The sequence below is a fragment of the Paenibacillus sp. RS8 genome, assembly GCF_041956825.1.
Lineage (GTDB): Bacteria > Bacillota > Bacilli > Paenibacillales > Paenibacillaceae > Paenibacillus_AQ.
This window is the reverse complement of the sequence record NZ_CP168131.1, coordinates 24,540-46,535: the sequence shown is the minus strand read 5'-3', so window position 1 is coordinate 46,535 and position 21,996 is coordinate 24,540. Positions and strand designations below refer to the sequence as shown.

Annotated in this window: 18 protein-coding genes and 1 other annotated feature; of the genes, 17 read left to right on the top strand and 1 reads right to left on the bottom strand. The window is 45.7% G+C overall.

Features of this window, described 5'->3' with window-relative positions:
• Positions 1-2: 2 nt before the first annotated feature.
• From hemL to ACDZ28_RS01335, 9 genes are all read left to right on the top strand, one after another.
• The gene (hemL, locus tag ACDZ28_RS01375; RefSeq protein ID WP_375103843.1) at positions 3-1,304 is read left to right on the top strand and encodes a glutamate-1-semialdehyde 2,1-aminomutase; all 1,302 of its coding nucleotides are present in this window, start codon (positions 3-5) and stop codon (positions 1,302-1,304) included.
• Positions 1,301-2,236 (top strand): RluA family pseudouridine synthase, encoded by a 936-nt coding sequence (locus tag ACDZ28_RS01370; RefSeq protein WP_375103842.1) that lies wholly within the window; start codon positions 1,301-1,303, stop codon positions 2,234-2,236. Before hemL ends, ACDZ28_RS01370 begins: the two co-directional genes overlap by 4 nt.
• 355 nt (positions 2,237-2,591) lie before the next feature.
• On the top strand, positions 2,592-3,944 hold the full coding sequence (locus ACDZ28_RS01365; RefSeq protein ID WP_375103841.1) for a LysM peptidoglycan-binding domain-containing protein: 1,353 nt from the start codon (positions 2,592-2,594) through the stop codon (positions 3,942-3,944).
• 340 nt (positions 3,945-4,284) lie between these two features.
• Positions 4,285-4,568, top strand: a binding site (T-box leader).
• 203 nt (positions 4,569-4,771) lie between these two features.
• A complete protein-coding gene (locus ACDZ28_RS01360; RefSeq protein WP_042132415.1) occupies positions 4,772-7,408 on the top strand; it encodes a valine--tRNA ligase in 2,637 nt (878 codons plus the stop codon).
• A gap of 5 nt (positions 7,409-7,413) precedes the next feature.
• Positions 7,414-8,790 (top strand): folylpolyglutamate synthase/dihydrofolate synthase family protein, encoded by a 1,377-nt coding sequence (locus ACDZ28_RS01355; RefSeq protein WP_042130595.1) that lies wholly within the window; start codon positions 7,414-7,416, stop codon positions 8,788-8,790.
• Positions 8,791-8,796: 6 nt separating this feature from the next.
• Positions 8,797-10,173 (top strand): UDP-N-acetylmuramate--L-alanine ligase, encoded by a 1,377-nt coding sequence (gene murC, locus ACDZ28_RS01350; RefSeq protein WP_042130593.1) that lies wholly within the window; start codon positions 8,797-8,799, stop codon positions 10,171-10,173.
• A 281-nt stretch (positions 10,174-10,454) separates the two neighbouring features.
• Complete coding sequence (locus tag ACDZ28_RS01345) at positions 10,455-11,621, top strand: GGDEF domain-containing protein (protein WP_375103840.1); 1,167 nt, start codon at positions 10,455-10,457, stop codon at positions 11,619-11,621.
• Between the two features lie 36 nt (positions 11,622-11,657).
• Positions 11,658-12,815 carry a GGDEF domain-containing protein gene (locus ACDZ28_RS01340; protein ID WP_042130590.1) on the top strand — a complete coding sequence of 386 codons (1,158 nt, stop codon included), beginning with the start codon at positions 11,658-11,660 and terminating at the stop codon, positions 12,813-12,815.
• 338 nt (positions 12,816-13,153) lie between these two features.
• Positions 13,154-14,338 carry a glycosyltransferase gene (locus ACDZ28_RS01335; protein ID WP_042130587.1) on the top strand — a complete coding sequence of 395 codons (1,185 nt, stop codon included), beginning with the start codon at positions 13,154-13,156 and terminating at the stop codon, positions 14,336-14,338.
• Positions 14,339-14,431: 93 nt separating this feature from the next.
• Here ACDZ28_RS01335 and ACDZ28_RS01330 read toward each other — a convergent pair whose 3' ends face one another.
• The gene (locus ACDZ28_RS01330; RefSeq protein WP_042130586.1) at positions 14,432-15,418 is read right to left on the bottom strand and encodes a diaminopimelate dehydrogenase; all 987 of its coding nucleotides are present in this window, start codon (positions 15,416-15,418) and stop codon (positions 14,432-14,434) included.
• A 215-nt stretch (positions 15,419-15,633) separates the two neighbouring features.
• On the opposite strand from ACDZ28_RS01330, the gene ACDZ28_RS01325 reads away from it, so the two are divergent.
• From ACDZ28_RS01325 to minC, 8 genes are all read left to right on the top strand, one after another.
• Positions 15,634-16,869, top strand: a complete 1,236-nt coding sequence (locus tag ACDZ28_RS01325) for an SPOR domain-containing protein (protein ID WP_375103839.1) — start codon at positions 15,634-15,636, stop codon at positions 16,867-16,869.
• 251 nt (positions 16,870-17,120) lie between these two features.
• Positions 17,121-17,366, top strand: a complete 246-nt coding sequence (locus ACDZ28_RS01320; protein WP_042130585.1) for a DUF4321 domain-containing protein — start codon at positions 17,121-17,123, stop codon at positions 17,364-17,366.
• Positions 17,367-17,400: 34 nt separating this feature from the next.
• Entirely contained in the window at positions 17,401-17,997 is a 597-nt protein-coding gene (locus tag ACDZ28_RS01315; RefSeq protein WP_042130583.1) for a nucleoside triphosphate pyrophosphatase, read from the top strand.
• A 24-nt stretch (positions 17,998-18,021) separates the two neighbouring features.
• Positions 18,022-18,711: a DNA repair protein RadC gene (radC, locus tag ACDZ28_RS01310; RefSeq protein WP_042130581.1), complete on the top strand. Its 690-nt coding sequence runs from the start codon at positions 18,022-18,024 to the stop codon at positions 18,709-18,711.
• 39 nt (positions 18,712-18,750) lie between these two features.
• Positions 18,751-19,785 (top strand): rod shape-determining protein, encoded by a 1,035-nt coding sequence (locus tag ACDZ28_RS01305; protein WP_042130579.1) that lies wholly within the window; start codon positions 18,751-18,753, stop codon positions 19,783-19,785.
• A 62-nt stretch (positions 19,786-19,847) separates the two neighbouring features.
• Positions 19,848-20,726, top strand: a complete 879-nt coding sequence (mreC, locus tag ACDZ28_RS01300) for a rod shape-determining protein MreC (protein ID WP_042130577.1) — start codon at positions 19,848-19,850, stop codon at positions 20,724-20,726.
• Positions 20,726-21,256: a rod shape-determining protein MreD gene (mreD, locus tag ACDZ28_RS01295; RefSeq protein WP_081389959.1), complete on the top strand. Its 531-nt coding sequence runs from the start codon at positions 20,726-20,728 to the stop codon at positions 21,254-21,256. Before mreC ends, mreD begins: the two co-directional genes overlap by 1 nt.
• 79 nt (positions 21,257-21,335) lie before the next feature.
• Positions 21,336-21,995 carry a septum site-determining protein MinC gene (gene minC / locus ACDZ28_RS01290; RefSeq protein WP_042130575.1) on the top strand — a complete coding sequence of 220 codons (660 nt, stop codon included), beginning with the start codon at positions 21,336-21,338 and terminating at the stop codon, positions 21,993-21,995.
• Position 21,996: the final 1 nt, after the last annotated feature.

Here is a 21,996-nt window from a genome sequence, read left to right as displayed (position 1 = left end):
AGATGAGTAATGTGCCAATGGCGCGTAAAGAGGAAGCGTCCCGTAAGGCTTTTGATGAAGCAAAACAATATATTCCCGGTGGGGTGAACAGCCCTGTACGGGCGTTCAAATCCGTAGGTTTGACTCCAATTTATGTGGATCATGGGGTCGGCTCGCGTATTTATGATATCGACGGCAACAGCTTTATCGACTATGTATGCTCATGGGGACCGCTGATTATGGGTCATGCGCATCCTGAGGTTGTAAAGGCATTGCAGGAGACGGCAGTAAAAGGGACAAGCTTTGGCGCACCAACTTTACTCGAAACAGAGATGGCAAAAACCGTTGTTGAACGTGTGGCCTCTGTAGATATCGTACGTATGGTTAACTCCGGAACGGAAGCAACGATGAGCGCGATTCGTTTGGCACGTGGTTATACCGGACGCAGCAAAATCTTGAAGTTCGAAGGCTCCTATCACGGCCACGCGGATAGTTTGCTTATTAAAGCAGGTTCCGGTGTAGCCACATTAGGTTTGCCGGATAGCCCGGGCGTTCCTGAAGGTGTAGCAGTAAATACCATCACAGTTCCATACAATGATTTGGAGTCCACTCAGGTTGCTTTCGAACGCTTTGGCAGTGAGATTGCCGCAGTGATTGTGGAGCCGATTGCCGGGAACATGGGTGTTGTACCACCACTTCCAGGATTCCTGGAAGGACTTCGCAAGTTAACCTCAGACCATGGATCTTTGCTTATTTTTGATGAAGTAATGACAGGCTTCCGTGTCAACCGTGGCTGTGCTCAAGGATTGTTCAACATTACTCCGGATATCACTTGCTTCGGCAAAGTCATCGGCGGAGGACTTCCAGTAGGCGCTTATGGCGGCAAAAGAGAGATTATGGAGCAAATCGCTCCTACGGGACCGATTTATCAGGCGGGCACACTTAGTGGTAATCCATTAGCAATGGCAGCAGGATATACTACGTTGAAGCTGTTAACACCTGAAGTTTATGATCGGTTGGAGCAATTAGGGGCACGATTGGAAGCAGGCTTGAAAAAGAATTCCATCGAGACTGGCATTCCGCTGACCATTAACCGCGTGGGCTCGATGGTCTGCCCTTTCTTCACGGAAGGACCTGTTACCAATTTTGAGACGGCCAAGACTAGCGACACAGACCTATTCCGTCGTTATTTTGGTCATATGTTGAGCCAAGGCATTAGCGTGCCGCCTTCACAGTTTGAAGGCATGTTCGTATCGGCTGCGCATAGTGAGCAGGATATTGATGATACCATTGAGGGCCATTATAACGCCCTGAAAGCCCTTTGAGTAACGGAGCCGGGGATCGAACCGGTGGTGGAGCTTGGACTAGACGTGGAGAGTGGCTGGAAGTCACACCCGGCAAAATCATTACTGGAGCCGAGGATTCTGAAGCTGCAATTGACAAGTGGCTGCTGGAAACTGTAGGGATGCCTGAGAAGCTTCATCTGCGTCTGCGCCGCGAGGGAGGCATTCAGTGGAAGGGAGACCGACTTCGGTTGGCTCTTTTCCCTCATCGTGAAGCGGGTATTGAGCCTGTATGGGAAGAGCTTGAGGTGCTGTATGAGGATGATTTTTGCTTGGTCATCCACAAGCCGGCAGGGATGGCGGTTCATCCAGACGGCAGTGGCTTAGGTGTAACGCTGGATCACCTTGTAGCTGCGCATTATATAGCTTCCGGAGAAGGTGTGGCTGTGCGCCATATTCACCGGCTGGACAAGGATACAACAGGCCCGGTGATGTATGCGAAGAATGAGTTCGCACAGCTTGTCTTAGACGAGAATATGCGCGACAAAAGCATCTCGCGGCTTTACGCCGCGATCGTCGAAGGCACAGTGCCGCCTGCGCTTAAAGTGATCGACGCGCCGATTGGGCGCGATCGTCATCATGCGGCGCGGAGAAGAGTCTCACCCGGCGGACAATCCGCCGTGACTCGAATCATTGGACGCGAGGCACTGCATGGCGGGAGCCTGGTGCATGTGCAGCTGGAGACCGGACGGACGCATCAGATTCGCGTCCATCTCAGCCATATGGGTCATCCCTTGTATGGGGATGCGCTATATGGCGGCCCGGTCTGGGCTTCAAGCGCAGCCGGCCGTCATGCGCTTCATGGTGAATCGTTGACCTTTCGTCACCCTTGGAGCGGAGAACAGCTTGAGGTGGGTGACCCGTGGCCGGAGGATATGCTGCAGCTGCGGGAGCTGCTGGCTGAAGCACCTTAACGCAACGTATATCTAAGAGCCGTAAAATCAGCAAAAGCTGGTTTTACGGCTTTTTTTAATTTATTTTTCGCAGAGTAAATAAATTTCTAATTTTTTTCAGAAAGAAACATCTATCTATGTCCTATTAGCAAAAGCAGCATATAATACTCTGTTCGTGCGGAGCAGGGTATATCTGTACAAGGAGAGTTCGGTTAGCCTCTGAATTTATGAAATTAATTAGCATCCTGTCCGGTTAGTGCTGCCAAAGTTGTCATGCCTTCCTGTTTGAAGCATATACATGTGGGGAGTAACATTTTGGGCTTATGCTCTGGGCCTGTCTCAGGGTTAGATTATGCCAAGAAGGAGGACATATCCCGTGTTTGATCAGTCCCACGGCTTGCGGTTTGATATTTATGAACGCATTCACCTATCGGAAGAGCTTCCGGGAATAGCTGAGCTGGAGGAGGTTGAACTACTTCCGGAAATCCAGGTGATTCAGCGGGAGGATCGTGCCGAGTTATATGGTCAGCTGTTGCTTACCGGACTCTACCGGAGCGAAGATGACCGAACGCAGCGTCTGGAGCACGCCATTCCCGTTGAAATCACTGTTCCGCTTACACGCGTCAGCTCGATTGAAGATATCGGGGTGGAGATCGAGAATTTTGATATTGATCTGCTCACGATGCGTACTGTGAATATAACAGGCGTATTATCCCTGCGGGGAATTGGTGGTGCGGAGCCTCAACCACAACCGACCTGGCAGCAGGAAGAGTACACAGTAGCCTATTCCCCTCTAAGCGATGACAGGGTAAGCGAAGCATCTGAAGTAAACCAAGAACACGAAACTGATGTACTTTATGAAAATTCACAGTGGACCTTTGGTGAGGATGCATCGGAGGTTGCTGTAGAAGAACATGAGCATGCAGAAGCAACAGAGCCCCCGCTGGTCTCAAGCGGAGCGGGTCAATCGTCCCCTATAGTTAATTTCTCATCCGCTCATGAGAAGGACAAGGGCGCGAAAGCACGGACGCATAGTCTGAATTCGCAAACTGAGGATTCCAAAGCAGGTATAGCGGATTACTGGTTTAAAGCTGAGTCACAAAATGAGGAAGCTGAGGTCACTCAGTTGAATCAAGTTATTGAAGCGGATCAGGAGCAAGAAGCGGAATATACCTTTGCTTCCAGAGAAAAAGCTGTCCCAGCAGCCACTGTTGAGGCAGAACAAGACATTGCTGTATTCGCTTCAGAAAACGAGGCAAACCATGAGCTTCACGCACAAGAAGAGAATGCTCAGCCGATCAGTGAGAATGCGAACGAAGTCTTTGTTTCTCAAGAGACGGTGCCACAGCCAGAGGAGAAGCAAGACCTTAAGATTGCGCTAGGTAGTAAGAAAGAAGCAGAGGTTCCAGCCAAAGAACATCTTACTTTCTCTTCATTACTTAGCTCTAGCCGTTCCCGTAAAGAACAGGAAGCTCTTCAGTCCGAAGGAACTGCATCGGCTGCAGCGATCATTCCAGAAGCGGGAAATAATACAGAGTGGAAGAGCAGATTCATTACCGGAGCAGATGGCGCTAACTTGTTCCGGAAGGTTCGCCTTTGCATCGTGCAGCGTGAAGAAACGCTAGATACGATCGCAGAGAAGTATCAGCTAAGTGCGCGGGAGCTGGGAATGTATAATCGATTGTCAGGGCAGAGTGTAGAAGAAGGGCAAGTATTGTACATTCCGTAGTTGAGTTACAATGCGCACTCACATGAATAGGTGAATCCCGATCTGATAGTAGATCGGGATTTTTGTCTAAATATAAGAATATATAAGTTTCACGTTATACATTATCCTTATATTTCTCGAATAAACGTTTACCGTCCGTAAAAGGACGGTAAGCGTTTATTCTTGTGTGAACGGAGAACGTTAGAAAGTGGGGTATCTAACCAACGCAGAGTGATGAATCGAATGAAAATTCGACATATGCACGCTATAAGTCGAAATTCCGCTTAAAGTCCCGCTGTAGAAGCCTATTCAGGTTGACTAGGGATGACTCAAAATGTATTATGGAGTAAGCAATATCTAAGTAAAGACTGGGAACGGGAAGAGTAGGCGGTCAGCCCTTCAGAGAGCGGAATGCAAGTGCTGTGACATTCCGTAGGATACAGCCACCGAAGTCGCCCCGGAGTCGCCCTTCTGAGCTTGTCTTCATAGGCATGAGAGATAAGTTAGGATGTGGCCGGTAGCAGCCGTTATCTGTACGAGTGTCGCGCTAAGCTTCTGAACCGTAAGGTGAGAGAAGTGTAGGTTTATTTTTCATTGGCGCGAAACAAAGGTGGTACCGCGAAAGAATGGCCTTTCGTCCTTTGAGACGAGGGGTCTTTTTGTTTTTTTAATATAAGAATGTATAAGTTTCACTCTGTATATCGTTCTTATATTTTTACAAGAAACTACAAGTAACCAAGTGGAGGTATCAGAGAATGGCTGACCAAAACAATCTAACAGCGGCAGAGTTGCCGGACCTGCAAGATACAGCGGCAGATGCTGCCGCTGCAAACGACACTAAGAATGAAATGCCAACAACGTATGATCCGAAATCGGCAGAAACCAAGTGGTATTCCTACTGGACAGAGGGTGGATATTTCCGTGCAGGCGGACGTCCAGATGCAAAAGCATATAGCATTGTAATCCCGCCACCAAACGTAACGGGAATGCTGCACATTGGCCATGCGCTTGATTTTACGCTTCAGGACATCTTGATTCGTACGAAACGGATGCAGGGCTTCGATACGCTTTGGCTACCGGGTACGGACCATGCCGGTATCGCAACGCAAACAAAGGTAGAGCAAAAGCTGCGTGAGCAAGGAATCTCAAGACATGATCTCGGACGCGAGAAGTTCCTGGAGCAGGTATGGGATTGGAAAGATAAATATGCGAACACCATTCATGAGCAGTGGGCTAAGATGGGGCTTTCCCTTGACTATTCCCGCGAACGCTTTACCTTGGATGAAGGGTTGTCGAAGGCTGTACGTGAGGTATTCGTTAAGCTTTACAATAAAGGCTTGATCTACCGTGGGAAACGTATCATCAACTGGGACCCGGCGGCTCGCACAGCATTGTCGGATATCGAGGTTGAATATAAAGAAGTTAACGGTCACTTGTATCACCTGCGTTACCCGCTCAAAGACGGTAGTGGATTTATTACAGTAGCGACTACACGTCCGGAGACGATGCTGGGCGATACGGCGGTTGCTGTTCATCCGGAAGACGATCGGTATAAAGATCTGATCGGCAAAACGTTGATCCTGCCGATTATTGGCCGTGAGATTCCGATTATCGCTGATGATTATGTAGACAAAGAGTTTGGTAGTGGTGCGGTTAAGATTACACCAGCTCATGACCCGAATGACTTCGAGATGGGGCAACGTCACAACTTACCGCAGATTAACGTAATGGATGAGAGCGGTACGATGAATGAAGAAGCAGGACCTTATCAAGGTCAAGACCGGAGTGTATGTCGTAAGGCCATTACTGCTGACCTGAAGGAGCAAGGTGTGCTGATCAATATCGAAGATCATGTGCATCAAGTAGGACACAGTGAACGCTCTGGAGCCGTTGTTGAACCCTACTTGTCCACACAATGGTTCGTGAAGATGCAGCCACTGGCTGAAGCTGCCATTAACGCACAGAAGGATGGGAACGGGGTTAACTTTGTACCGGACCGTTTCGAGAGAACATACCTGAATTGGATCGAGAACGTTCGCGATTGGTGTATTTCCCGTCAGCTGTGGTGGGGACATCGAATTCCAGCATGGTATTCCGAGTCTACTGGTGAACTGGTTGTGGCAAATGACGAGGAAGAAGCACGCCGGATCAGCGGTCTAACCGATCTGAAACAGGACGAGGATGTATTGGATACTTGGTTCAGCTCTAATCTGTGGCCTTTTGCGACACTAGGATGGCCGGATGAGAACAGCGCAGATTTCAAACGCTACTATCCGAACGATGTGCTCGTAACAGGTTACGATATTATTTATTTCTGGGTAGCGCGGATGATCTTCTCAGCCCTCGAATTTACCGGAGAAAAACCGTTCTCTGATGTATTGATGCACGGTTTGGTACGGGATTCCGAAGGCCAAAAAATGTCCAAATCTCTCGGAAACGGCGTAGATCCGCTTGAAGTTATCGAGAAGTATGGCGCAGATGCAATGCGCTACATGATTTCTACCGGCAGTACCGCCGGACAGGATCTGCGTTTCCGCTGGGAAAAGGTTGAACAGGCGCGTAATTTCGCCAATAAGATCTGGAATGCATCACGCTTCGCGCTCATGAATTTGGAAGGCGTAAGCTTTGAGAATATTGATATTTCTGGTGAGCTAAGTACTGCTGATCGTTGGATTCTGCACCGTCTGAACGAAACTTCTCGCGAAATTACGCGTCTAATTGACTCGTACGAGTTCGGTGAGACCGGTCGCCAGCTGTACAACTTCATTTGGGACGATCTCTGTGACTGGTATATTGAGTTCGCGAAGCTGTCGCTTTACGGATCAGATGCCGCTGCCAAAGCTAAGACACAGTCTGTACTTGCTTATGTATTAGACCGCACAATGCGCCTGATTCATCCGTTCATGCCGTTTATTTCGGAAGAAATCTGGCAGCACTTGCCGCATGAAGGAGAGACGATTACCCTTGCTGCATGGCCGGAGTATGATGCTGCTCTGGAGAACCCACAAGCGGTAGCAGAAATGAACCTGTTGATGGATGTAATCCGGGCGGTTCGTAATATCCGTGCTGAAGTGAATGTACCGATGAGCAAAAAGGTTGAATTGATCATCAAAGCGGGTAATGAAGAAACGCTGAGTATTATTACCCGTAACGACAACTACATTGGACGCTTCTGTAATACTTCTTCTTTCGAAGCTGGCCTGAATCCGCAAACGCCGGATAAGGTAATGTCCGCTGTAGTAACAGGAGCAGAGCTGCTTCTGCCATTGTCGGGCCTCATTGACATTGAACAAGAAATCGCTCGTCTGGAAAAAGAAGTACAGACGCTAAACAGCGAAGTAGAACGTGTAGAGAAAAAGTTGAGCAATCAAGGCTTCGTAGCTAAAGCTCCTGCTAAAGTTATCGAAGAGGAACGGGCGAAGCAGGCAGATTATTCTGCTAAACGTGAGAAAGTACTTGCCCGCATCGCAGAGCTGAGAGGATAAGAGACATGGATGACCTAAATCGGGGCGGAAGTACCGCCCCTCTTGCGACATACACCGAAGCGGTTGATTGGATCAAGAGCCTAATTCCTTTTGGAATCCGGCCAGGTTTAGATAGAATTGAGATGTTGATGGACAAGCTGGGAAATCCGCATCGTCGGCTGAAATTTATTCATGTGGCGGGAACGAACGGCAAAGGCTCAACTTGTGCTTTCTTAACTAGTGCACTTATACAAAGCGGCTATTCTGTAGGAACCTTTACGTCTCCGTATATTACTAAGTTCACGAACAGGTTCCAATACAATAATACGGACATCGCTGAAGAAACGCTTGTCGAGCTGGTTAACCAATTACGTCCGCTAGTCCAAGAAATTTCGGAAACGGAGTTTGGCTCACCTACGATGTTCGAGGTAACTACAGCTGTAGCCATTCTATTTTTTGCGGGCGTCTCTTGTCCTGATGTTGTCGTATGGGAGACCGGGCTTGGGGGAAGGCTGGATGTAACGAATATCGTGACTCCGATTGTTTCTGTGATTACTAATGTTGGTCATGATCACATGGATATTTTGGGAGATACGCTAGAGAAGATAGCGATGGAGAAAGCCGGAATTATCAAGACAGGCGTACCTGCTGTTAGCTGCGTAACTCAGCCGGAGGTTGTGGCGGTTCTGAAAGAGAAAGCAGCGGCTTGCCGCTCAACTCTTTATCTTGCAGGAGAAGATTTTAGTTATGAAGCTAGTGGAATCCGTGAGGGAGCCCAGACTTTTCATTTTAAGGGTCCCTTCCGTTCGCTTGAGCTTGGGATTGAGATGAAAGGCGAGCACCAGATTAGCAATGCGGCGGCTGCCATGATGGTACTTGAAGTTCTGCGCCAGTATATGGCTTTTATGCTTGAGGATGAAGATGTTCTTGAAGGTTTGCGACACGCATTCTGGGCTGGAAGGCTGGAAGAGGTAAGCAAGTCTCCTAGGATTGTACTGGACGGAGCACATAATCCGGAAGGTGCGGAGAGTCTTGCAAAAAGTCTGCCTCAGCTCTATCAATACGGTAAATTAAATTTACTTATGGGAATGCTGTCAAATAAGCATCATGAATCCTACTTTAAGCATATACTGCCTATAGTGGATACGCTCATCCTGACCGAACCGGATTTCCAGAACAAAATGGACGCGGAGAATCTGCAAGTTATCGCAGAAAGTCTGCGGGAGAAATATGCCAAGGAAAACTTGGCAATCATAGTAGAACATAATTGGGGAAAAGCGCTGCAGCTACTGAAGTCGATTACAGCGGAGGATGACCTTGCCGTCGTATCTGGTACGCTGTATTTAATCTCTGACGTACGCGGTACACTTTTGCAGCAACCCGATACTGAAAAAGGCTGGTGACGACTGTTGGATACTACTGAACGGGTGCATTTTATAGGGATCGGCGGCTACGGAATGAGCGCGATTGCCCGGGTAATGCTGGAAATGGGATATACAGTTACGGGCTCCGATGTGGCTGCCCAAGAATTAACGGATAAATTGATTGCCAAAGGTGCCAAGATTTATATCGGGCATACTGCGGAACAAGTAAAAGGTGCGGATCTAGTCGTATACTCTACGGCTTTGTCTAGTGATAATGTGGAATGGGTGGAAGCTGAACGTCTTAAGATTCCAATTCTACATCGTTCACAAATGTTAGCCCGTTTATTGAATGAACGTAAAGGGGTAGCCGTTGCTGGAGCACACGGAAAAACTACCACCTCCTCCATGATCGCACTCGTGATGGAAGAATGTGACGTTGATCCAACGTACATTATTGGCGGAGAGATTATGAATGTGGGCACGAATGCAAAGGCAGGACAAGGTGAGTTTGTAGTAGCGGAAGCAGATGAGAGTGATGGTTCTTTCCTGCACTATCATCCTTGGCTTGGGATTGTTACGAATGTGGAAGCGGATCACTTGGAAAATTACGATGGGGACTTTAACCGTCTTAAGGCTGCATACGTGCAGTTTATGAATCAAACGCGCGAAGATGGAACGGCTATAGTATGCGCTGATGACGAGAATGTGATTTCTCTTTTACCTGAAGTAACAGGTAAGGTAATTACTTATGGCATCAAGTCAAATACTGCGGATTATATCGCCACTGATATCGTTCTAGGTGATCGTCAGGTGTCTTACACGATGAATCATAATGGGGAAGTGCTTGGACGGATTGAACTCTCAGTTCCCGGACAGTACAATCTTTATAATTCAATGGCAGCGGTAATTGCTTGTTTGAAATCAGGAATCTCCTTTGAGAAAATCGCTGAAGCGATTGTGAAATTCCATGGTGCGAAGCGCCGTTTTCAAGTGCTCGGAGAAGTTGATGACATTCTGGTCATTGATGATTATGCGCATCACCCTACCGAAATTCAAGCAACAATCAGTGCTGCCAAGGCTACAGGAAAACGGATTATTGCGGTATTCCAGCCTCAACGGTATACACGTACTTTCTTTCTGTTAGATGCTTTCAGCCGTGCCTTTAGTGAAGCTGATGAAGTCATCATCACCGATATTTACTCTCCGGCTGGAGAGAAACAGATCGAGGGTGTGACTTCTGCGAAGCTGGTTGAGCTTATCGTTAAGAACAGTAATGCAGGCGCAAGACATCTACCAACCAAAGAAGATGTTCTTGCTGATCTGACACCTCGTATTGCTTCAGGTGATCTGGTGATTACGATGGGTGCAGGCGATATCTGGAAGGTCGGATACGCACTGGCAGACGGTTTGAAGAAGCATTAATATTACAGATCGTAGCTAATACGAGGATATTCAAATTCTCTCTTCAATAGCACTTCCCCCAAATTTCCTTCAGATCATCTATTTGTTTATCTGAAGGGAGCTTAGGGGGAAGTGTTTTTTTGGTATTGTTAGCGTATTTACTGATATAGTTATAAAGTGCTATAGTGCTGTCAGAAGAGGATCGATTTTTTAACGTATATTTGGGGCTCCCACAAAGTACCTGAGTACGCATAGAAGCAAAGACTCAAGTTGTGGGGATATTTTCACATAGGTGGTGACGTATGAGCTCCCTGATTGAAATTAGAACACTAATTTATTTGTTTATTTTTGGTAACTTATTTATGTTGCTGCTAATAACCAATTATCGAAGTACCGCTGTTAAAGATACCGCCTCGACAATGTTCATCCGATCAAAAGGGGTACAGCTGCTCTTTTGGTGTTCGATATTACTGTGGGATTACCTCCCTCATACGTTGTCCATTCCACTTAGCAATGCTCTGATTCTTGGCGGGTGCTGTCTAGAAATTACAGCCTTACTGCTGATGATGGGAGTACTGGGACCAAGAATAAAGCGATATTACATCATCCTTTCGGTATGGAGTGCAATCAGTTTTAGTATCATCGCATTATTTTTTAATCATTCCAACCTGCGCATTGCCTGTACATCACTTTGGTCTATATTGTTTGTAATCTATCCGGCTTATCATCTAACTGTAAATAAAAAGGCTACCCCTCTTCAAAAAATATTGGGTGTGTTATTTTATGTAATTGCAGTGATTATGCTCATGCGGGCATTTGTTGCACTGATTTGGGAGCCTGAGATGAATGTGTTCTCAACAAATCTTACGCAGTATTTGTATTATCTGGGAATGTATTTATTATTTATTGTGGGGGCGGCCGGTTTTATTCTACTCTCTAATGAACATTCTTATGTCAAACTAAAAAGAATAGCCAGTTACGATGATTTGACGGGGATCCTAAACCGTGGAGCATTTCTTCAGGAAGCGGAGATAAAGCTTGAAAAGGCATTTCGAGAGCAGGATTACTTCTCATTTTTGCTATTGGATTTGGATCATTTTAAAGAGGTCAACGATACTTACGGTCATGATACGGGTGATATAGTTCTGGAAGAATTCGCATCGACGATTAAAGATCATCTCGGAAATGGTGATTTGTTTGGCAGACTAGGGGGCGAGGAATTCGCAGTCATACTCTGTGGAATAGATGAACAAAGCTGTGACCAGAAAGCTGAGACACTTCGCGAGGTGGTAATGAATGCTTCCACTCATAAGATTCCCCAGGGGTACACAGTTAGTATAGGTGTAATTACGATCATGCCAGATCAGGAGATCTCGATAAATAAGTTGTACAAGCTAAGCGACAAGGCGTTATATCAGGCCAAACAAGAGGGAAGAAATAGAATCATCAGATACCGATATGTATACTAAGAGTCAGGAATAGTTGGGGAGGTGAACTTCACTCATATGCATCTGGATCTCCAGACACTGCTGATATGTCTCTTTCTATGGCAATCGTTCACGGTGCTGCTTATCGTGGTATATCGTTTACGTTACGCACAGGAACAGACGTATTCATTGTTTATCACAGCAAAATATTTGCAACTAGCAGTCTTGATCCTTTTATTGCTGAAGGATTATATAGATTCGTCACTTAGTCTACCGATCATAGTACTTCTTGCTTTGGCTGGCGGTACGCTCGAAAGCTTGGCGCTTCTGATGCTTCTCAGAGTATTCGGGAATAAGGTTGAGAAATATTATTCTATATTATTCGGAGTATCGATTATCGTTGTGGTGCTGATGTATTTGTTTAAGCAAGAGGATTCACTCGTTATTGCCGTTGCTTGCCTTGCGGGAGTTCTGATTATCGCCTACCCTGCTTATGTTTTATGTTTGAAGGTTATGGAGACCTCGCTACAAATGATAATGGGACAGCTATATTTTATTGTTATCTTATCGTTGGCAGGGAGAGCTTTGGAACCGCTGTGTTCCGTGTTAGGATTCAATACGCAAGTGACACAATTTCTTTATTTGATTTTTTATCTCGGTATTTATTTGTATATGTTTTTAGGAACCGCTGGAATTATGCTGCTTTATAGAGAGGATTCCTTTGCAGAAATGGAGCGGGTTGCAACTTATGATGAGTTGACAGGTATTTTGAACCGCAGGTCGTTCGTTCTGCGTGCTCGGCCTTTAATAGCTGCTTCAGCGATGAAGAAGCTGCCCTATTCTTTTTTACTGCTGGATGTGGATCACTTTAAGAGCATAAATGATACTTACGGTCATAATATGGGAGACCAAGTACTAACTGATCTGGCGTCTAAAATCGAGCAACAGCTTGGCAATGGTGATTTGATCGGTAGATTTGGGGGAGAAGAGTTCGCAGTACTTCTGCACAGAGCTGATGAGAAAAATAGTGATGTTATTGCTGAAGGAATGCGCACAGCCGTTTTAGGCTCAGTGATTCATGGTGTTCCGCTGCATTACACGATAAGTATTGGGGTCATTACGATAGAATCAGGCGAGCGTTTTTCTCTGAACAATCTCTACAAACTTTGTGATAACGCATTATATCAGGCTAAGAAAAAGGGCAGGAACTGCGTCGTTAGAAGCTACGAAATATAAAAGTGTTTTTCTTTCGTCATTAGACGAGGAAGACACTTTTTTTTGTTGCATAAGGAATGGTTCATTATACCTAACGACTATGACAATTATGTTTAGAGAATTCATGTTCATGAATCTCTGGAAAAAAGAGATTTTTGGGTTGGATTATCAAAAAAATGGCGATTTATAAAGGTTTATCGCAATGAATTTCGAATAAAGGATGAAAATATATAATAAATTTAAAGCTTCCCCTATAAATCGACAAATATTTTATATGAAATGAGTTACTATTGAACTGCATCTAAAGTTGCAGTGGAAAGTGGAGAGGGTTTAATACAAAAATACAAGGAGCCAGAGTCATGCGAGAAAAAATGCTGTTCCTATCAGCTCAGAATCAAAGCGCAGAGGATCTAGAAGGAGAAATGAGAACAGGGAGTATTCTCGAGATTTTGCTTGGGAAATTTGATATCGATTTGCTGACGTATTCCAGTACGCACAAGGAAATGTCTACAAATGATGGAACTTCACTAAAGGTTCATTACATTAACGGGTGCATTACCTCATGGAAATCCATGCTGCGTCCCTTACATATATTACGGAATTTCACTAATCGGAGTCATGCAGATAAAGACATGAAGAGCACCATCATGGAGCTTTGCAGATCGAATAATTATAGACATGTATTTATATCGCATAGCTTGCTTGGGAATTGTATAGATATGGTTCGGAATCTGCTACCTGAGGCAAGTGTTATTACAGATACGTATCGTTTTGAGAGCGGCGTTGCCGTTGGAAAAGAAATCGGAAGGCCGAACAGCGGTAATCCTTACCATAAACTAAATGAAGCTTTGATTCGGCGGCATAAACGGAGACTAATGAATAAAACAGGGGTACTCCTGGCAACCTCGGAATGGGATGCCCTTAAATTCAAATCCTTATCCTTTGCGGATGCTCGTAAGGTTCATGTTGTTCCTCATTTCATAAAAATGAACGAGTACGACGCTTTTACTGAGCCTGTTGCAAAAGAAAATTCAATAGTTCTGCACTGGAATATGAACACCAGACAGGGAATTAAAGCCGCTCAAAACTTCTTTAAGAAAAGCTACCCATTGATTAAGGAACAAGTGCCTGATATCAAGTGTTACATAACTAGTCATGAGGTTCATTCGGAAGTGTTGACGCTTATAAAAGAAGATGTATCAGTAGTTATCACTGGACCTTTGAAACCGTCAGCGGATTATATTCGTCGAGCTAAAGCGGTTCTAGTGCCTATCCTTGAAGGCTGTGAGGTCTCCAGAAACATTCTGGAATCATGGGCACTCAAAACGCCGGTTGTTACTAGCTCTATGGTATGTGAACGATTGAACTGTGAGCATAACCGTAATATTTTGCTTGCTAACAGCTCAGTTGATGTTGTAGCTAGTGTAATAACGTTGTTAAAGAATCCCGAGATGGCAACGATTATTGCTGATCGGGCGCATCGCACATTGTTGAAGGATTACGAAGTGAATTATGTGAAGAATAAGATTCTTAGTCTTGTATAGAAGGTTTGCCCGAGAAGGGTGTGCCTGCAGTATATAAAAAAACCGCGCGGACGTTTTAGGGTCCAACGCGGTTTTTTATATTCTTGTATGATTTTACAGCAGGTTGCGGCGCAATTCTTCCGGAGATTTAGGAGACAGCATTCCAAGTGGAATATCGAATACTGTACGCGCTCCGCTTTGTCCTTCTTGACTCATGCGCTGAGCGGCTCTGGCATAGGCTACGAGAACACTAGCTGTAAATTCTGGATTGCTCTCCAGTTTCAGGCCGAATTCAATAATCTGCTTTGTGCCTTCCCCTGTTACACCGCTGCGAATAACAAACCCGCCGTGCGGAATTCCGCTATGCTGAGCTGCCAATTCTTCATCAGTGATGAAAGTAACCGTAGTATCATAATCTGCAAAATAGTTCGGCATATTCACGATTTCCTCGCGAATGCGTTCTTGATCTGCACCTGCCTCAGCAACAACAAAACACTCTCTGAGGTGCTTCTGGCGAGTGGTAAGCTCTGGTGTTTCGCCAGCGCGAATGGCATCAATAACCTCTTGTACTGGAACAGTATATTGTACACCGGCTTTCACTCCATCCACTCTGCGGATCGCATCGGAGTGACCTTGGCTAACGCCTTTGCCCCAGAAGGTATATTCTTTACCTTGCGGAAGAATGGCTTCAGCAAGCAGGCGATTCATTGAGAATAAGCCTGGATCCCAGCCGGTAGAAATTACGCTGAGTGTTCCACCTTGTTTAGCTGCGGCATCAACGGTCTCGTAGAACTCGGGGATTTTGGCATGAGTATCAAAGCTGTCCACGGTATTAAACATCCGGGCAATGGCTGGTGTTTGTTCTGGCAGATCTGTAGCCGATCCTCCGCATAGAATCATAACATCCACTTTTCCCTTATATTGTTCGACGGCAGAGATGTGCTCGAACTTCACACCGGTTTCTCCGGCTTCCAGTTGTCCAGGTTCTCTGCGCGTAAAGATCGCAACTAGCTCGATATCTTCACTTTGGTTGATAGCCTTACGTACACCTTTTCCTAAATTTCCGTAGCCTACAATAGCTGCTTGAATTTTTTGTTTCAGAAGAAGCCCTCCTAATCAGTAGTGAACTAAAGCACTATTTCTAGTTTACCTAGTATAGTGTACAATTTCAGCTCTTTTTATATAGTATATAAAAGTTACATGTAATGTAAACTGAATCTGCATAATCTTTCATAATTCCTAGCGCTTAAAAATAGCATATCTCTCTATTGTCTATCATATATTATTTATAGATTAGATGAGGTGAGGTGTAACTGTTGAATAACGGAAGAATGACATTCCGATTTGACGTGAACAAGGACGAGCCTAAACCAAAGCCTAAGGTGGTGGAGCGCTGGTCAAATGGCGGACTGGGCACAGCTGAAGAGTATGCTGAGGGGCTGCGTCAAGAGGTTGGCCCAGCGCAGCAGACATGGATTTATGAGCCTGATTTTCGTTCTACGCGTGAGGCACCGCCGGAAGATTCCTACGACTATTACTCGGGCACTGTAGATCCGCGTCAGGAAGAATGGGACGAACAGGATAAAGATTTTAGATATACACAACCATCGTATCTTCTTTCAGATATGGTTTCGGATAGCAGAGATGAATTAGAGCATGTATCCACTGGCAACTACGGAGGATCTTACCATACCCGGCGTCCCTCGTATTGGTGGAAGCTAGCTCTTTCTGTTACGGGAGCCATCGGCACAGGGGTGCTGCTTGGATATGCTGCACTTTCTTTTTTCTATGGAGGAAATATGGACAGCACCTCTGGAAACGGGATAGCAGATATATCGGCTACTTCAGAGCAGTCTAGTGGAGCTAAAGATCCGGCAGGTGTAGGCACATCAGGATTGCCGGTTACAGGAACTGAGAATGCCGGGAAGAACAGCATCCCTGTTCAAGTCGCAGCACAAAGCTATTATCTGTTGCAGTACGGAGTATTCAGTACACCAGCAGGCGCTGAAGAGGCTCGCCAGGAGCTGTTAAACGCAGGATTGGCTGCGGGTATGGACCCTGCTGACGGCAATCGTGTTTATGCCGGAATGTCATCGGACCGTGAACAGGCTAAGCTGCTAAGCAGCGGTCTGCAGAATCAGGGGATTGAGCTATATGTGAGAGAGGTGGCAATTCCCGGGGCAGAACAGCTTGTCTATTCCGGTAAAGCAGAAGAAGTGAAGAACTATTTCTCTGTAAGCGGGCAGCTGCTCAGTGAACTAAGCAGTCAATCTGCTTCTTTATTAAGCGCTGGTCAAACGAGTACGGCAGCAAATACCTCCGTTGTGAGTGATCTGCATCTGCAGTGGAGTGAAGCCGTCAAAGTGCTGGAGCAAAGCGTGTCTCCCGAAGCGAAAAGCATCTGCGCAGCGCTAGAGAAATCAATGAGCCAAGGGATATCAGCATTAAGTGAATATAACAAGAACAAGGCGCAGGGGCTGCTTTGGGAAGTACAAGAATCGATGCTAAGCTTTTTGACTAGCCAGAAACAGTTACTGTCTGCAATGAATTAACGAATAAACGGGTGACTTTAAAAACAGCAAGCCTCCAGATGTTGGGGCTTGCTGTTTTGGCGCGATAGGATGGGAACTTCGCTATATTCCGATATATAACATAAACTGAAATGGATACAGAGGGTGTTATCCCTCCGCAACTTTTAGGGCAAATGGTGGTAAACATTACCGTAAGGGATTTTACGTTTGTATTGATCACAATTTCACCGTATAATAATTAGGGTGTCAAAAAATGGCGAGGGAAGACTGAGATGAAGAAGAAAAATGTAGGAACACTGCTGTTATTTCTAATTCTAGGTTGGCTGGCTGGAGCCTGGATCGCCAAGCTACTGCAGCCGGTAAAGGCTCTTTCTTTTCTAACAACATCGACTGTGCTTAAGTGGTCTCCGCGAGCCGATTTGGACATCATAACCTATGACATCACTATTCATTTGAAATTGTGCATGCTAAGTCTCATCGGTATTATTACAGCGGTATGGCTGTACCGAAGAGTGTAACTCTCGTTACTGATCAAGAAGGGACGTTTACAACGTGGACAACTCACAACTCATTATTTTAGCCTCAGGTTCACCGCGTCGACGAGAGCTTTTGTCTTTACTGGGCTTGCCTTTTGAGGTTATTACCAGCGAAGCTGACGAAAGCACACCACCTGACTTTACGCCGGAGCAAATCGTGCGCAGTCTGGCTTTGCGTAAAGCAGAGGCCGTTGTAGCTGCAGCAGGAGAGCGTAACGCAGTAATCGTTGGTAGTGATACGATTGTTGTGCTAGATAACACTGTGCTAGGCAAACCGGTGGACGAGCTGGACAGCAAATCGATGCTTACCAGACTTCAGGGCCGGAATCATAAGGTATACACGGGTGTAGCCTGTATCGGACTTCCGCATGGAAAGACTATAGTGGAGCACCGTGTTACTTCCGTAACGATGAGAGCAATGACTGAAGATGAAATTGTTGCTTATATAGCTACGGGAGAGCCCGCTGATAAGGCTGGCTCTTATGCGATACAGGGGCTTGGCTCGACCTTGGTGGAACGAATTGAAGGCTGTTATTTCAATGTTGTCGGATTGCCGCTGTCGCTTCTTGGCGAAATGCTGTCCGAGTTCGGTATAGCTGTATTGAACCGGTAGGAAGCTTGGGAAAGAGGGATAGGGATGGAGTCGCAATCAGTAATGCTGCGGGACCTCCCCCATGAAGAACGACCAAGAGAGCGCATGATGCATTATGGGGCGGAATCATTAAGTCAAGCGGAGTTGTTAGCCATTCTGCTGCGTACGGGAACACGCCGTGAATCGGCTATTCATATTGCTCAGCAGATGCTAGGGAAGATCGGTGGCCTGCGTGGGCTGGTTGACCTTAGCATCGAAGAACTGACCGAAATCAAAGGTATTGGCCCTGCCAAGGCCGTACAACTAAAAGCAGGCATCGAGCTTGGAAGGCGCCTTGCGAACTCCAGGTTTAACATGCCGGTCATTATCCGTTGTCCTCAGGACGCTGCAGAGATTCTGACCGAGCAGTTGCGTTATTTGCAGAAGGAGCATTTTGTCTGCCTGTTTCTGAATACGAAGAATCACGTGATTGGACAAGAAACGTTGTCTATGGGCAGTCTTAACGCTTCGATTGTTCATCCTCGCGAGGTATTCCGAGCAGCTATAAAATGTAGCAGTGCCTCTATCATATGCGCACATAATCATCCTAGTGGTGATCCAACGCCTAGTCCGGAGGATATCTCCTTGACTCAGAGACTGCTTCAAGCAGGTGAGATTGTCGGAATAGACGTGTTAGATCATCTAATTATCGGTGATAGCAGCTTTGTAAGCTTGAAAGAAAAAGGACACATGTAATATAAATGTGAAGATTTACTTAGGAAAAGGAGAATTAGCATGTTGGGTAGTTTTACGAAAGATTTAGGAATTGACTTGGGGACAGCGAATACGCTTGTCTATGTACGCGGTAAGGGGATCGTTGTAAGAGAGCCTTCCGTTGTAGCCATTAACACTGACACTAAGACGATTGAAGCCGTGGGTGAATCCGCTAAAAAGATGATTGGTCGTACACCCGGTAACATTCGTGCGATCCGTCCGATGAAGGATGGCGTTATCGCTGATTTTGACACAACGGCTACGATGATTAAATATTTTATCCGTCAAGCACAGAAACAGCGTTCCATGTTCCAACGTCACCCTAATGTAATGGTCTGCGTACCCTCCGGCATTACTGCTGTAGAGCAACGTGCCGTAGAAGATGCCACTAGACAAGCTGGTGCTCGTGAAGCTTACATTATCGAGGAACCTTTTGCTGCTGCGATCGGTGCAGATCTACCGGTATGGGAGCCAACAGGAAGTATGGTTGTTGATATCGGTGGAGGTACAACAGAAGTTGCTGTAATTTCACTTGGCGGTATTGTTACTAGTCGTTCCGTACGTGTTGCGGGTGATGAAGCGGATGAGTCGATCATTCAATATATCAAACGTCAATACAATCTAATGATTGGTGAGCGTACTTCAGAACAGCTTAAAATGGATGTGGGTTCTGCTCTTCCGCTTGAGAAGGCTGAGACTATGGAAATTCGCGGACGCGATCTCGTAACAGGTCTGCCAAAGACGCTTACAATCACTTCCGATGAAATCTGTGAAGCTTTGTCCGACACTGTGAATTCTATTATTGAAGCTGTTAAAGTAACTTTGGAAAAATGTCCACCGGAGCTCGCGGCAGATATTATGGATCGCGGAATTGTTTTGACAGGTGGAGGCGCCTTGCTTCGTAACTTGGACAAGCTCCTTGCTCGTGAGACTGGAATGCCAGTTATTGTCGCTGAGAACCCTTTGGATTGTGTAGCTATTGGAACAGGAAAGGCGCTTGAAAATATCCATTTGTTCAAGAGCCGCAGCAGTTCCAGTCTTCGCTCTAAGAGATAAGCCTATGTATTGCCACTTGTGTAAGTCAACCCCTGTTATGGGAGAAATACTGTTGTTAGAGGGTGTTGAAACTGTTTAAACTCTTAAGCAATAAACGTTTGTTTATTCTGTTGATTACACTGGTGCTGTTCATTGTGGTGATGGGCTTCAGCTTGGCATCAAGGAGCTCCTTGTCCTGGCCGGAGAATTTTCTTAGAGATACGACTGGTTTCGTGCAAAAAATGTTCTACAAGCCCGCTGGATATGTAGCGGGCTTGTTTGAAGATATCGGAAATCTGAAAGATCTTTCTAAGGAAAATGAGCAGCTGAAGATACTTGCTGCCCAATATGCGCGTGATAAAGCTCAATACAATTTCATTCAGGTAGAAAATGAGCAATTGAAGGAACAGTTGAAGTTCACAAAAGCTCAAGAGGAATTGTATAAATATCAATATCATATTGCGCAGGTGGTTAGTCAGACTACAGAACCAAGCAATAGCACGATTGTAATCGATTTAGGCGCCAAAGATGGCGTTAGACCAAATATGTCCGTGATTTCTGTTGATGGTTTGGTGGGGGTTATTAGTCAAGTCAGCAATTTCACTTCTACTGTGAAGCTGATGACTATGATGGATACGAATGACCCTAATTCTCAGCCGCCAATTGCGGCAACTGCTATCTCCAAAGAGGGCAAGACCTTTGGTATGATTGAAAGCTATGATCCTAAGACAAACAGGTTATTGATGAACAAGATCCCGCCAGGCGATCCGATTGCACCGAAGGATGTTATAGTTTCCTCCGGTATTGGCGGATTGTATCCGCGAGGCTTGACCATCGGTACGGTTGAAAGTGTTGAGGTTGGTGAATTTGGATTAACTTCCACAGCAGTGATTAAGCCTTCAGCAGAATTCCAGGACTGGAAGCAGCTGATCGTTGTGTTTACGGAGGAGCGTGCTGAATAGTGAATATGCGCAGATCTGTTCTTGTTCTGTTACTGTTCCTCTTGTTTATTCTGGAGGGAACCATTCTGCCTTGGCTGATTCCAGATGCTTGGCAGATGCGAATTATTCCGAATCTAGTGTTCGTTGTACTATTGTTTGTGGCTGTATACCATCATCGTCATACGGCCCTTATATTAGGTCTATCCTTCGGAATGATACATGATGTCGTTTTTTATGGCAGAATTTTAGGAGCACATTCCTTTGCGATGGGTCTGTCGGCTTACTTAATCGGCCTTCTGTTTCAGATCCCGCGTGCTCCATTGCCTCTTATGATGACTGTGATTCTGCTCGGAAGCTTGCTAGAGGATAGCGTGTTATTTGGTATTTATAGTGTATTTAATCTCAATCAGGAGCCTTATAGCTGGGCGATTTTGAATCATATGCTGCCAACGATGCTCTTTCATTTTGCTATTGCTCTGATCCTCTACATACCGTTACGACGCCAGCTTGAGCTGATCAAGAAAGAGAAGAGTACGGAAGAAGCAGCATAAAGAGCTTCTAATTTCTTTCTTGATAAAGCAGGAATTTAAGAGGCCCGGCACGAATGAATGAGGATAGGGGGCCAGGCATATGACAGTAAAATCCAAGCATGTAAGGATTAAGGGCATCAAGGATGGCCTGATATTCCTGCTAGACGACAAATGTCCCTTCGAAGATCTTCTGAGTGAGCTTCGCTATAAGCTGGAGCACAGCCATCAAAATATTTTAACTGGACCGATTGTACATGTGGACATTAAGCTAGGCAATCGTCTCGTAACTGAGGAAGATAAGGAAGCTGTGCTGGAGATTCTGAAGGGACAGGGAAACCTACTGATTCGTTCCATAGAGGCGCTACCAGTACCCGGCAGTGAGGATAATGACGCGTTGTTTCTAATGAGCGGGATTCTTCGTTCCGGTCAGGTGCTGCACCATGATGGAAATCTTTTATATCTGGGAGATGTGAACCCAGGAGGGACCATAACCTGTTCAGGCGATATCTATATTCTAGGATCACTTAGAGGTATGGCGCATGCTGGAGTAGATGGCAATGAAGAGGCAATTATCGCTGCTTCATTAATGTCTCCGACACAACTGAGAATTGCTGATATTATCAGTCGTCCTCCCGATGAGTGGGAAACCCGTGAAAGCAGTATGGAATTTGCATATTTAACGAACGGAGCTATGCAAATCGATAAAATTCATAATTTAGTCAAAGTACGTCAGGATTTAAATGTGTTTAAAGGGGTGTAGC

Coding starts and splice junctions, on each gene's coding strand:
- hemL (WP_375103843.1), top strand. CDS start 3: ATGAGTAATGTGCCAATGGCGCGTAAAGAGGAAGCGTCCCGTAAGGCT.
- ACDZ28_RS01360 (WP_042132415.1), top strand. CDS start 4,772: ATGCCAACAACGTATGATCCGAAATCGGCAGAAACCAAGTGGTATTCC.
- ACDZ28_RS01355 (WP_042130595.1), top strand. CDS start 7,414: ATGGATGACCTAAATCGGGGCGGAAGTACCGCCCCTCTTGCGACATAC.
- ACDZ28_RS01345 (WP_375103840.1), top strand. CDS start 10,455: ATGAGCTCCCTGATTGAAATTAGAACACTAATTTATTTGTTTATTTTT.
- ACDZ28_RS01340 (WP_042130590.1), top strand. CDS start 11,658: ATGCATCTGGATCTCCAGACACTGCTGATATGTCTCTTTCTATGGCAA.
- ACDZ28_RS01335 (WP_042130587.1), top strand. CDS start 13,154: ATGCGAGAAAAAATGCTGTTCCTATCAGCTCAGAATCAAAGCGCAGAG.
- ACDZ28_RS01320 (WP_042130585.1), top strand. CDS start 17,121: ATGAAGAAGAAAAATGTAGGAACACTGCTGTTATTTCTAATTCTAGGT.
- radC (WP_042130581.1), top strand. CDS start 18,022: ATGGAGTCGCAATCAGTAATGCTGCGGGACCTCCCCCATGAAGAACGA.
- ACDZ28_RS01305 (WP_042130579.1), top strand. CDS start 18,751: ATGTTGGGTAGTTTTACGAAAGATTTAGGAATTGACTTGGGGACAGCG.
- minC (WP_042130575.1), top strand. CDS start 21,336: ATGACAGTAAAATCCAAGCATGTAAGGATTAAGGGCATCAAGGATGGC.